This window comes from Psychrobacter sp. AOP30-A2-5 (genome assembly GCF_052378115.1).
Classification (GTDB): Bacteria; Pseudomonadota; Gammaproteobacteria; order Pseudomonadales; family Moraxellaceae; genus Psychrobacter.
Window position 1 is genome coordinate 1 of the sequence record NZ_JBQSXK010000036.1, and the last position, 13,107, is coordinate 13,107.

Consider the following 13,107-nt stretch of genomic DNA (forward strand, 5'->3'; position numbering starts at 1 on the left):
CTATTCCCAAACCATCTAAAGCCCCACTCTAAACCCCTAAACCTAGTACCGTAATCTCAAATAGCAAAAACCCTGCCATGGCGAGGTCTCATTATTTTATCGAGTATAACTGGTGATAACTGCACCAGCGTTAGTAGTTTGGCACTAATTGACTACTATTATTTAGCTGATTTTTTATAGTAATCAACCATCATCGTACCTAGCGTACCGTTGTCATCGATAGTGACGATTCTAACTGTACCTGACTGAGACGCAGTACTAGACTGCACTTGTCCAGCACTACCTAAGACGATTTGGTTGTTTTTAGCCGCCATTGCTCCGTTACCGATAGCGATGCTATTCATGCCGCCAGCCATAGATTTATTGCCTAGCGCTACCGAGTTTGCACCTTGTGCGGCTGCCGCTTCACCAACTGCGGTAGAGCGTACACCACTAGCATCGGCTATATGACCAAAGGCTTGCGCGCGTTCGGCAGTGGCTTTTGATTGCCAACCGATAGACGTTGAGCCTAAACCTGCGGCATTGGCTTCCCCGCCAACAGCCGTTGCTGAATTCATGCCCGCATTGGCTTTGTTGCCGACAGCGACCGTGTCATTACTGCCGCCAGCCATCGCGGCTTCACCAACAGCCGTAGCGCGTACACCACTCGCGTTGGCTAGATGACCAAACGCTTGCGCGCGTTCAGCGGTAGCTTTTGATTGCCAGCCGATAGAGGTTGAGCCTAAACCTGCAGCGTTGGCTTGACCGCCGACAGCGGTTGCTGAGTTCAGACCTGCATTGGCCATATTACCGATAGCAACCGTGTCGTTAGTGCCGCTAGACATAGCACTATTGCCTAAAGTAATAGCAGTACTGTTCGTAGTGGTTTGGGTATTTGAAACTTGAGAGTCAGCACCTGTTGCCATAGCAGTGCATGCAGAAGTTGCGGCAATGGCGAGAGTAAGGGAACTGATTTTGAGTGCTAATTTTGATAGGGAATCCATTTTCATCATGCTAAGTCCTTTTAGACAAGCCATCTTGGCTTAGTAGGGGGTTTGGGTAAAAGCTGATAGATCACAATCCTTGCAATATGAACATACTCTGGCCTAAATAACTTGATCATATGTAGAGTCCACAACATTAATGTAACACTAATTTTTAACCATTATTCAAATAATGATAGCATTATATTTTCAAAGGTCATTTAAGCCGACGAATGAACAGTTATAATATAAAACTACCGTAAAGGAGAGCATTGGTGCTGTACAACTTTGATGAAATAATAGACAGACGTGATACGGGGTCGTTTAAATGGCATTATACCGATGACACCATTCCGCTGTGGGTCGCGGATATGGACTTTAAGACTGCCCAGCCTATTTTAGCGGCGATTGAGCAAGTAACGCAGCATGGCATATTGGGTTACACCGTGCCGACCGAGCCGTTGTATCAAGCGATTATCGACTGGCATGGCAGTCGTTATGACTTGTGGCTGGAGCAGCAGGATATCCTGTTTTCTCCGGGTGTCGTGCCAAGTTTGGTGCTGATGATGAAAGTATTTACCGAGGCAGGGGATGCGGTACTCATCAATGATCCTATCTATACGCCTTTTATGAGCAAGGTTTTGGACAATAATCGTAAGCTTGTGACTTCTGCATTAAAAGAGGTTGAAGGTAAGTATCATCTGGATTTAGCTGATATCGAAGCCAAAATTATCAAGCATAAAGTTAAGCTATATTTATTCTGCAATCCGCATAATCCGGGCGGACGTGTATGGACAGCGGATGAACTTGAAGCGCTGCTTTCGATTTGTAAAAAGCACGATGTGGCAATTGTGAGTGATGAGATTCATCAAGATTTAACCTTGAGTGGGCAGACATTTACGCCTTTTTTAACCCTAGCAACAGGCTATGAGCACAAGGTGGTGAGCCTAACCTCGATGACCAAAACCTTTAATATTGCCGGTATCAAAGGCTCTATGATCTTTGCTAAAGACAGCGCATTAATGAGTAAAATTAACCAGCAGCAACGTTTAAGTGACGAGCATGAGCTGAATTTATTTGCTTATACGGCAATGCGCAGGGCTTATGAAGAGGGTAGTGAGTGGTTGGCGCAGGCGCTGACTTATATCGAAGCCAATATTGACTTAACGCTACAGTTTTTAGAAGAGCATCTGCCTAAAATTAAGGTGATGCGTCCAGAAGCTTCGTATTTGATATGGCTTGACTGCTCGGCATATGCGCAAGATGATCAAACGCTTTATGACGCGCTTAGAGATGCTAAGGTTGAGCTGAGCGCAGGGATTAAATATGGTGATGAAGGACATCTGAAAATGCGCCTTAATGTGGCGTGTCCTAAAGCGCTGCTGTTAGAGGGCTTAAATCGTATGCATACTGCATTAAATAGCAATGATTTCAAACAGTAATATCATTTAGCAGGATACCCCGTAATATCGTGAATACTTTGGTATAAAGGTTTTAAGCGCTCATACATTTTAAGATAGACCTCATTGTATAAGCGCTTGTAGAGCTGGACATTGGCGTCAATAGGCACAAATTTATCGCCCAAATGCACCATCGCCTTAGTGGCGGTTAAATGGTCGGAATAAACGCCGAGCCCAACCGCACAGTTGATGGCAGCACCTAAGCCTGAGGCTTCATAAGTATAGGGGCGGTATGCAGGCATACCAAAGATATCAGCCGTAAGCTGCATGGCCGAGTCACTTTGGGAGCCGCCACCAGAGACGCGCAAGTGTTTGATGGTTTTTCCAGTGCGCTTTTCAATGGTATCAAAACCAAGCTTTAGCTCATAAGCCAGCCCTTCCAAAATAGCTCGATAAACATGCGCTCGCGTGTGTACATCACCAAATCCAATGAGCGCGCCTTTGCCCTCAAGTCCCGGATGACGAACACCGGGTGACCAGTATGGCTGCATCATTAGCCCCATACAGCCCGCTGGAATGTCTTTTACCGCTTGATCGAGGAGTTTTTCGGTATCGATGCCTTGCGTCTTTGCTAGGTGCTCTTCATATTGGGCAAACTGCTCCTTAAACCAACTGACCATCCAAAAGCCGCGATAAATCATGTACTCATGATTGTAGTAATTTGGCGCGGCGGCGGTATAGGCGGGCATGTGCTTAAGGATTTCGACATAATTTGTCGATGTGGTATTAATCGTCGCAGTAGTACCAAAACTTAAACAGGCAGTGTCTGCTGCGAGACCCGCTGCGCCTAACGCTTCGCAGGCTTTGTCACTAGCAGCAGCAATCATCGGCGTGCCTTCTAAAATACCAGTAGCTTTAGCAGCTATTGCGCTGATGTGACCTAGCGATTGACCAGGAGGGACGATTTTGGGCATTTGCTCTAGTCGGCAATTAAATAGTCGCCATTTGAGGTTATTTGGCTTCAACCAAGCTTGCGCTTTGTAATCGTAAGGCAAATAGCCTAGAGCATGACCGCTAGAGTCTATCAATTGATCGGTGAGTTGGTAGGTTAAATAAGCAGAGAGATTGACGTAATGTGCCGTTTTTGCCCATATCTCTGGCTCATGATGAGCAAGCCAGTTACAGCGAGCTTTTTGCTGAGCTTCATTGACCAGCTCGCCTATACCGATGACTTTGGTGAGTGGATTGAGCAAGCCTATGTCATTGGTTTCGCCGCGACGCAAATCCATCCACACAATAGCTGCGCGTAACGGTTTTTTATCCTTGTCCAAACATATCATCGTATAGCGCTGGGTGGCGAGACTGACGCCGGCAATTTGCGCTGGCGTGATATCGCAGGTTTGCCACAATTGCTGGCAAGCCTCGCCTAGTTTTTGCCAATAATAATCGGCGTGTTGCTCAGCAAAATTGGGCTGCGTTGAAAAATACGGCTCGATAGGGACGCGGGCTTTGGCAATCTCGGTGCCAAATTGGTCAAAGATAAGTGCCCTGACGCTTTGGGTGCCATTGTCTATGGCTAAGAAGTAAATAGGAGTATCAAGGTTCAGGGTCACAGTCATCCTTAACTATGTAGTGATAAGCAATAATAAAAATAAGCTTTAAGCCGCAGGCAGATGATAATAGCGTTGCCATAATTGTGTATAACGGTCAACTTCTCGCTGCCATTCTCGCTTATCCCAGCCCAGCTCTTGCTGGCATATTTGTTTGAGCCTATCGCTAATCAATGGCGTCATTGCGCCATGTGGCAGTATCAATCCTAGGCGCGTGCGTCGCAGTAACAAATCGTCCAAGTGAATGACTTGCTCATAATGGGCGGCAAAGCGAATCTCTGCCCAAATGGTGTTGCTGTCAGTCACATAAGCCAAATCATCATCATGTGCTAACTCTAATAAGGCATCAAGCTGTAGACCGTAAAATCCTTGTAAGCGCTGTTGTAGGGGTTTTGGTAAGGTGGTAAATTTAGGATTGGTTGGCGGTTGATTACTAAAGACTTGGCTGCTATATGACACATTATCTTGAGTAGCCGACTCATCAAGTGCGAGCACCTTTTTACAAACCTTTAATACATCAAGCGCAATTAAGCGAAAGGTGGTTAGCTTGCCACCACTGACGGTCACTAAATTATTATCCAACCAGACGCTATGGTCGCGTTTTTCTTTACTTGGACTGACGCGCTTACCATCCCCACCATCAGAAATCAGCGGTCGCACGCCTGCCCAAGTACTGATGACATCTTCTCGGCTTAGGTTGGCATCATCAAAGAGATTATTGGTCGCCGCCAATAGATAATCCACCTCTTCATTAGTGATACCGACTTCATTATCATCCAAGAGTGGGTGATCCAAATCGGTGGTGCCAAGGACGGTACGGTTCTCCCAAGGGAAAACAAACACCGCTCTTTTATCAACAGGATGCAAAAAGGTATAGGCTTGATTGAGCGGTAAGCGCTCTTGACTGACCACTAAATGACTACCACGTGACGGGCGAATTTGCTTGTGAAAGCTTTGCTCAGTTTGTTTGCTAGCTTGCATTCTTAGAGTATCCGCCCAAGCACCCGTAGCACTAACTACCACTTTGGCATGAATATCGTAAGTATGATTGCTATCTTCAGCAGAAGTATCTAATAGAGTAGCGCCAACTACCAAGCCTTGCTCATTAGTAATCAATGATTCGGCTTTAAGGTAGTTAATCGCCTGCGCACCATCATGGATGGCTTCATCAAGTACGCGCATCACAAGGCGTGAGTCATCGGTCACTGCATCACTAAACTGACTGGCGCCCAAAAATTTTTCTTGCTTGATGTGCGGATTAAGCTGTAAAAAAGCGTCTTTTTTAAAGTATTTAGAGTAGCGCTTGCCCGCGAGCCCATCGTAGACACGTAGCAAGGTATTGAATATCCATGGCGGTGGAAACTTGCCTTTATAATGCGGCATGACGTAATGCATCTCGTTGACGAGACCACTCGCTTCGCTGAGCATGCGCTCGCGCTCACGGACACTCAGCAAGGTGGTCTTATAATCACCTGAGGCAATATAGCGCAGCCCGCCATGTACCATTTTACTAGAGCGGCTGGACGTGCCCCACGCAAAGTCTTTTTGCTCAATGAGTAACACCGCTAAGCCGCGCCTTGCTGCCTCGCGAGCAATCCCAGCACCAGTAATACCGCCACCGATGATGAGCATATCCCAAGGTTCCTCTTGAGACGAGCGCCGAGATAAAGGCGCTAATGCTTGCTGGCGTTGCTGATGTTGATTGGCTTGGTTCATAAACGACTCATCTCAAATGATACTCAAATTAATCAGCGACTTAACCTGTTTAAGCCAACTAGTGACGCTAAGACGACCTTTTACTCTTTAATTAAAACACCTGGATTCATACGCTGCTCAGGGTCGAAGCTTTTGAGCATATCGCGGGTCACCTGAATACCTAACGCACCTTTTTCAGCTGCAAGGTATGGGGCATGGTCACGGCCGACGCCATGCTGATGCGATATCGTCGCTGTGCCATTGGCCAAACTTGAACTGGCGGCATGTTTGATTTTTTGCCAGCGGCTTAACGTGCTGGCGTGATCTTTTGCGGCTCTAAAGAAGTAGGTAGTATAAAGGCTAGCACCTTGCTTATAGACGTGCGAGATATGGGTAAAGGCCATGACGTTTTCACCTTCATCTGCCAAGGAAGTCTGAACGGCTTGTTGCATCTGCTGCATTTGCTCGTCGATATGATTCCAGTTGGTGGCAGTCTCAAAGGTATCGACCATGATGCCTTTTTCCCACAAGGTGCCGCGCAAATAAGGGAACTTAAAGCGCCCATGTGCCCAGATAGTACCCATCAGGTTGGCCAGTTTGCCACTCACGCCGCCATGCTGTTTTAACAACTTTTTAAACTGCGTCAGTGCCAGCTTGTTCTGTGCTTTATCACCTGTAACGCCATAAGTGAGCATGACTTTTTTTGAGCTGAGACCGCGCGCTTTTAGATAAGTGCTAATGGCCATAAACTGGCTGGGCGTCGTACCCAAATGTAGATGCGCGTCAGTCTCGACCGCATTACTTAGGCGTAGCATTGATAATTGAATATTTTTTTGAACCGCTTGTCTAAGCACTTCTTTACCCGCTGCCCAGTTCGGTAAAAAAGCAACTTTAAATAGCTCTTCTTCGGGTTGTGGTTGTACCCGCATTTTGACTGTCGTAAAAATACCAGCGCGGCCTTCGGTGCCCATCATCATCTCACGCAGATCAGGTCCTGCCGCTGACGCTGGGAAATCAGCTATATTCAATATCCCTTGCGGTGTCACCAACGTACCACCGGCAAACATCTGCTCGATGCGCCCGTAGCCCAATGACTGCTGACCACTAGAGCGCGCGGCAATCCAGCCGCCCAGTGTCGATAGCTCCCAAGACTGAGGATAATGTCCCAAGCGGTAGCCGTGTGCGTCCAGTTGTGCTTCGACTGCTGGCCCTTGTGTACCTGCGCCAAAAGTAGCAATTTGGCTATCATTGTCTAAATCAATGAGTTGATCCATCTTGCTCATAGCGATGGTCAATACGGGGAGTGAACCTTTTTGCGGATTGATATGACCCGCGACTGAGGTGCCGCCACCAAAAGGAATGACGATAAGGTCGTGCTCGCTCGCTAGCTTTAATAAGGATTCGACATCAGCGGTCGATTCAGGAAAAGCGACTCCATCAGGAAAGACTTCAAAGTCGCCACCATGCATGGCTATCCAGTCTGGAAAGCTTTGACCACGGGCGTGTCTAAGTCTCACTTCGTTGTCGACAGATACAGTATCAAGCTCAGTCATAGCAACAGGCAAGCGCGATTTGGGGACGGTTTTAAGTACTTGCTGTAAGCTCACTGATGATAGTTTTTTGGTTTTACCAATATGCGATTTGATCAGTTTCGCCCCATGCGCTGAGACTTTTTTATTAATATTGATATTGCCCCAGCCATTCCAGCGCGTTTGCTCGATTGGGGTATTTACCGCATGACCCTTTGAGGCAGCATCTATACTGGCGTTATTGGTATTTTGGTTATCAGAATTGACTGAAATAGCTTTAGACGGGTCAGATTTAGGGCGTTTTCGGATAAGGGCTTTGATTTTGCTCATAGAGACATACCTGTCAATTTATTATGATTATCTGTGACTATAATAAGTAACTGTTTTCTGTACATTAGTCAACAACGATTGGTGTGCTGTTCCGACTTGCTAATTCTTTATTCCCCACCAAAACCATCAGTCTATGCGCTAAGTAGTGCCAAATAACACCAATAAACCCTGATATATAAAAGTACCAATGCGGTGAGACTAAGCTTGCGAAGATTTCAGATGAAGTCCATGTGTTGCCGAATAATATGCGGTAATCATAGGCGACACTGATACCAGCTTCTCTGTAGTATGCTATGTAAAAAAGCATAATGGCTGCTTTGTAATAACACTTGTTTGTAATAATGCTTGAACCAGAATTTATGCGCTACCTATATAAGTATTAGGTCAATTAATCGCATTTTTATTCTGTTGATTACTCTACAATGCCTTATCATCGCTACCTAGATGTAGAAAAATATAGAAGAAATGCATTCATTAATGAGATAAAGTAGAGGTTTATACTGATGAGCTATAGATTTATATGCCAGTTAGCAGATTAGCGTATTTTTATAACCAATAGACTGCTCAAACTTGTTAAAATAGCGCACCAATTTATTTATTGATGGACACTACGTTATGACAACTGCTGCCAACGTTCCTACTATTAAAGAAGATCGCATCTTAATTCTCGATTTTGGCTCACAGTACAGCCAGCTTATCGCCCGCCGTGTCCGTGATTCTGGGGTGTTTTGTGAGATGTTCCCTTATGATATCGACACTCAGCGCATTATCGATTTTGGCGCAAAAGGCGTTATCTTATCTGGCGGTCCTGAGAGCGTGCACGCAGATGACAGCCCACGCATCAATGATGCCGTATTTGATCTAGGCGTACCAGTATTGGGTATCTGCTATGGTATGCAAGCGATGGCAGAGCGCTTCGGTGGTAAAGTTCATGCCAGTGATATCCATGAATTTGGCGCAGCAACCATCAATATCGATGGCAAATCAACGCTGACTGATGGTATCGAAGACGCAGCGGGTAAGCTGAACGTATGGATGAGTCACGGCGATAAAGTGGTCGATGCCCCACAAGGTTTCGATATCGTTGCCAGCACGCCAAGCTGCCCGATTGCGATTATGGCTGATGATTCGCGCCATTATTATGGTTTGCAGTTCCATCCTGAAGTGACGCATACCGCACAAGGTTCTGCATTACTAGGACGTTTTGTCCATGAAATCTGTGGCTGTGCCGGTAGCTGGACGCCTGACAACATCATCGATATGCGTATCGCACAGCTGAAAAAGCAAATCGGTGATAAGCAAGTATTGCTCGGTTTATCTGGCGGTGTAGATAGTTCAGTCGTCGCAGCATTGTTGCATAAAGCGATTGGCGATCAGCTAACGTGTGTGTTTGTCGATACTGGTCTTTTGCGTCTGCACGAAGGCGACCAAGTGATGCAAATTTTTGCAGAAAACATGGGCGTAAAAGTGATTCGTGTTGATGCTGAAGAGTTGTTCTTAACCGCATTGGCTGGCGAGTCTGACCCTGAAGCCAAGCGCAAAATCATCGGTAAAACCTTTATCGATGTATTCGCTAATAGCGCCCGTGAAGTCAGTGAGCAAAGCGATGGTAAAGTCATCGAATTCTTAGCGCAAGGCACGATTTATCCAGACGTCATTGAATCAGCGAAGTCGCATCAAGGTAAAGCGCATGTGATTAAGAGCCATCACAACGTTGGTGGTTTGCCAGATGATTTGGCGTTTGAGTTGGTTGAGCCGTTGCGTGATTTGTTTAAAGATGAAGTCCGTAAATTGGGCATTACCCTTGGTTTACCAGCCAAAATGATTAACCGTCATCCGTTCCCAGGACCGGGTTTGGGCGTGCGTATCCTTGGTGAAGTCACCAAAGAATTTGCCGATATCTTGCGTGCTGCTGATGCTATCTTTATGGAAGAATTAGAGCGTTCAGGCTGGTATGAGAAGACCGCGCAAGCATTTGCGGTATTCCAACCGATTAAATCGGTCGGCGTGGTCGGTGATGGTCGCCGCTATGCGTGGGTAATTGCGCTACGTGCCGTTGAAACTGTAGACTTTATGACCGCGCGCTTTGCGCATCTGCCGTATGATTTGATTGAGACGGTATCGAATCGTATTATGAATGAAATCGCTGAAGTATCGCGCGTGACTTACGATGTGTCGAGCAAGCCACCAGCGACGATTGAGTGGGAATAAACCGTTTAAGTATTCTAAACGGTAACGGTGTTAACCTAGCTAGATGTACAAACACGTACTATCTGCGCTCGGTTGCCTTGTTACCATTTTAGACTACGTAAACTTATCTAAATAGCTTTTCAACTCAAATTTTTTGAATTGATATATGACTAATCGATAATTACATTAGTTCAATATAGCGATAAAAAAGCACTCAACTTGGTTGGGTGCTTTTTTTGGTTAAAACAAACAGGCAACTAAGAATCCTCTAATTTTTCATTGAACATTTGTCTTTATTATCTATAATAGTGTCAACTTTAATTGGCTATTATTTATTAAAGTCGAGATAAGCCTATCAATTGTTCAGTATTTAGTAAAATTAAGGGATAAGATGTTTTGTAATAACTGTAATCAAGAGAATTCAAGCGAGGCAGGATTTTGTTCAAAATGTGGGCATCAGTTCTCTGACGTTCAAGCACAAACACCGCCACCATTAACGCCAGTTAATATTTCTAAAGATGCGCAAATCCCGCAAAACCATTCAGCTTCCAGCGCTGAAAGTGCTGATGCTTTATTAGCGACTTTCGTCGGTGAAAAGTATGACAGTTTTTATCGTGACAAATGGTTTAAGGACAGCGAGCCACGCTTAGAGGTTAATAATGATGGCTCTAGTATACACAGTTTTAATTTGGCTGGACTTCTCCTGGGAACGTCTTGGTTGTGCTATCGTAAAATGTATCTAGTCGCTTTTTTTATTGTACTTGGCATTAATGCAGTTGATTTAGTCTTAATGCATCTGCTCGGTATGGAGGCGTATAGCTCTATAGGTCAAACCAGCTTTTTTGTCGCATGGGCAGTACTGACAGGACTTTTAGGTAATTATTTTTACTTTAGTCACAGCGTCAAAAATATAAAAAAAGTCATGAGTAATACAGCTGACCCAGCGACGGTCGAACAGGAGTTAGCGGCAAAGGGTGGTACGTCATGGGTTGGCGCCATTGTGGGTAGCATATTATCAGTATTGCTATCTATGGGTATGTCCTATTTGTTTGCGCCTGAGTGGTATTGGTTGGTGTAGTACGTCTAATAAATAAAGTTAATCTAAGGAGACGAGACAAAAGTGATGGAACCATTAAAACAAGCATATGATTTGGAACTCACGGATAAAAATCATGGGCAAGGTTGGGCTTTTGGTCGCCCAGTCGGCATCACCACAGATCAATGGCCACGAAGTAGAATGAATGGTTTACCGATGGCACACTTATGGACGGTATTAGTACCTGAAGCGTATCGCATAAAAGGGAAAGATCTCGTGGCAATATCGCTTTTTCAAGCGGATGATCATGTTGAAGATAGGGTAGACGGTGTTGAAGATATGATTGCTAATCTCACTGAGGTAAATGATACAGACGCTGAGAATTTTTGGGCGTCACTGAGTCGCTATGCTAACCATCGTCACCCTCAAGAAATCTATCTTGAAGATATGATTGGTGGTGGCTGGACATTGATTTGGCTAACCAAGGAGGAGTTTGAAGAGGAAGCGACAGCATTGCCTAGTAAAGAAGATGGTATATATCCAGATTATGAGATTGAAGCGTGGGGTAGCACCTGCTTTGTTAAAGATGAGCCTGCTCAGTTTATTAAGCATGTTGTCCGAATAGATGATCCTAATGTCGGCAAAATGCTCGATGAGTGGGCAGATGAAGATAATGTGAATGCTTATATTCCGATGTTCTCTGAAAAAGGTGAGATGTTAAAGCTTGATAGGTTTCATGCAAAAAGTCATTTTGGTGGTACGGCCAATCCCATTCAAGCGATGCCAGAATTTAGTCCTTTTTATATTGAGTTTGAAGAAACGCTCGGTAATGCCAATATGGGCGGTGGTAATGGGCAAATTGATTTGCTGAATAATGAGTTTGATTGGGCGTGTGGCTAGGTGTTGATAATGTAGAAGTGGCTTATGATGTGTCGAGCAAGCCACCAGCGACGATTGAGTGGGAATAAACATCTACTTAGTCTTTAGCTGAAATAAAAAAACACTCAACTTGGTTGGGTGTTTTTTTTGGTTTGAAAATCTACTTTCAAGATTAAATAGGTTCAACATTTTTTCTGTGCATGGAATCTTGTATATATCTAAATATAGTATACATTGCATTAACTGTAGCTGTTGCTTCTGGAACATCTAAAAGTTCATTCACATGGGAAAGACTAGCTTTGTTTCTTAAGGTAGAAAAAGCATCAATTGAATTAGCAAAAGACTGTAAGACTCTAGTAATTTCCTCAGACCTGTTGCCAGAAGCTTGTAACGCAGGATGAAAGTTTCTAAGCTCTTTAAAAGCTTTAGATACTGTCGGATCATCTGGCAGATTGATACTGTTGTCTATACAAAGTTGTACTAAGTAACCATGAAGCGCTGTATGAGCGCGATCAATTGCGCTAGATGAATCTACAGTTCCTATCAAAGCCTTTGCATCACCTAAAGCTCTCATTACCGTAGTTGATACGGACTGACTAAATTCTGGAGTAGACACATTCCCTGCATTTTGGATTAATTGATCACCAATAATTTCATACGGAGCATTGTTGTTTTTCAAAATCTGATTAATATGTTGTACTTTCGGTACAGCAGCATTTTTACGTTCTAGTTCTTCTAAAGCCTCATATATAGCTGCTATAAAGTTAGGTGCGTCTTTAGCTGCATCATATGCTTGAGTAATCATGTCAGATTCTGCCCAATCTAGAGAAGAGCTGCGTGCATAGTAACTTCCCGACGCTTTACAAAAATATTGTTTTAATACTTCAACTATCTGGTATCGACTTGTAGGCCCTGAAATTCTCCCAAGTAGTACCATAAAATCATTTACAGCATTATCACTTAAAGCTGTTGTTGCGCCCATTGGAAATCTAAGCTCGCTAGCCATTTGAAGTGGCATCAAATACTCCGTGTTTTATAAATTTAAGTTGAATTTTAAACTACGATTAGTAATACTCAAATAAATATCAAATATACTATTTCTTATTTTAAGTATGTATAGGACTATCTCAAATGGATAACGAAGAGAATAAACCGTTTAACTATGATCTAGTCGTACCAAAAGGTGGAAAAATAGATGGTCTAATATTTGAGAATGACTATGTCAACATTCCTATGACACTATTTTATAGTATAGAAGTTGAGCTAGACACGTTTGAAATTGATAATGAAGTTATTGATACTTCTTTGATTCTAGATTTCATAAGTTTTGACATCAATGATCTAAAGGAACTCGAAAATCGAGCTTTTGATTTTCCGATTTATCCTGAGAAAAATTATATCGATGCTTCAGTTTATATATTATGGACACATCATCCTGTATCTGTATCAAAGCTAACTTTTGGAAAGGTAGAGAAT

The 13,107-nt window shown here is 44.0% G+C and carries 10 protein-coding genes; 5 read left to right on the forward strand and 5 right to left on the reverse strand.

Annotation, left to right across the window (positions count from 1 at the left end; all coding sequences use genetic code 11):
* Positions 1 to 158: 158 nt before the first annotated feature.
* On the reverse strand, positions 159 to 989 hold the full coding sequence (locus tag ACT3S4_RS13985; RefSeq protein WP_227692503.1) for a hypothetical protein: 831 nt from the start codon (positions 987 to 989) through the stop codon (positions 159 to 161).
* Between the two features lie 248 nt (positions 990 to 1,237).
* Between ACT3S4_RS13985 and ACT3S4_RS13990 the strand changes: the two genes are divergently transcribed.
* Positions 1,238 to 2,404 carry a MalY/PatB family protein gene (locus tag ACT3S4_RS13990; protein WP_444761269.1) on the forward strand — a complete coding sequence of 389 codons (1,167 nt, stop codon included), beginning with the start codon at positions 1,238 to 1,240 and terminating at the stop codon, positions 2,402 to 2,404.
* 2 nt (positions 2,405 to 2,406) lie between these two features.
* Here ACT3S4_RS13990 and ACT3S4_RS13995 read toward each other — a convergent pair whose 3' ends face one another.
* The 3 genes from ACT3S4_RS13995 to ACT3S4_RS14005 all read right to left on the reverse strand — a co-directional run bounded on the left by ACT3S4_RS13995 (position 2,407) and on the right by ACT3S4_RS14005 (position 7,526).
* A complete protein-coding gene (locus tag ACT3S4_RS13995) occupies positions 2,407 to 3,975 on the reverse strand; it encodes an FGGY-family carbohydrate kinase (RefSeq protein WP_444761270.1) in 1,569 nt (522 codons plus the stop codon).
* Positions 3,976 to 4,020: 45 nt separating this feature from the next.
* Complete coding sequence (locus ACT3S4_RS14000) at positions 4,021 to 5,688, reverse strand: glycerol-3-phosphate dehydrogenase/oxidase (protein ID WP_444761271.1); 1,668 nt, start codon at positions 5,686 to 5,688, stop codon at positions 4,021 to 4,023.
* Positions 5,689 to 5,768: 80 nt separating this feature from the next.
* Entirely contained in the window at positions 5,769 to 7,526 is a 1,758-nt protein-coding gene (locus tag ACT3S4_RS14005) for an FAD-binding oxidoreductase (RefSeq protein ID WP_444761272.1), read from the reverse strand.
* 615 nt (positions 7,527 to 8,141) lie between these two features.
* Between ACT3S4_RS14005 and guaA the strand changes: the two genes are divergently transcribed.
* From guaA to ACT3S4_RS14020, 3 genes are all read left to right on the forward strand, one after another.
* Complete coding sequence (gene guaA / locus ACT3S4_RS14010; protein WP_444761273.1) at positions 8,142 to 9,737, forward strand: glutamine-hydrolyzing GMP synthase; 1,596 nt, start codon at positions 8,142 to 8,144, stop codon at positions 9,735 to 9,737.
* Positions 9,738 to 10,107: 370 nt separating this feature from the next.
* Positions 10,108 to 10,794 (forward strand): DUF2628 domain-containing protein, encoded by a 687-nt coding sequence (locus tag ACT3S4_RS14015; protein ID WP_444761274.1) that lies wholly within the window; start codon positions 10,108 to 10,110, stop codon positions 10,792 to 10,794.
* 42 nt (positions 10,795 to 10,836) lie between these two features.
* Positions 10,837 to 11,652 carry a hypothetical protein gene (locus tag ACT3S4_RS14020; protein WP_444761275.1) on the forward strand — a complete coding sequence of 272 codons (816 nt, stop codon included), beginning with the start codon at positions 10,837 to 10,839 and terminating at the stop codon, positions 11,650 to 11,652.
* A 151-nt stretch (positions 11,653 to 11,803) separates the two neighbouring features.
* On the opposite strand, the gene ACT3S4_RS14025 is transcribed toward ACT3S4_RS14020, so the two are convergent.
* Positions 11,804 to 12,649, reverse strand: coding sequence for an abortive infection family protein (locus ACT3S4_RS14025; RefSeq protein ID WP_444761276.1), 846 nt, complete (start codon positions 12,647 to 12,649; stop codon positions 11,804 to 11,806).
* 113 nt (positions 12,650 to 12,762) lie between these two features.
* On the opposite strand from ACT3S4_RS14025, the gene ACT3S4_RS14030 reads away from it, so the two are divergent.
* On the forward strand, positions 12,763 to 13,107 hold a 345-nt coding region (locus tag ACT3S4_RS14030; protein WP_444761277.1), incomplete at its 3' end, for a hypothetical protein.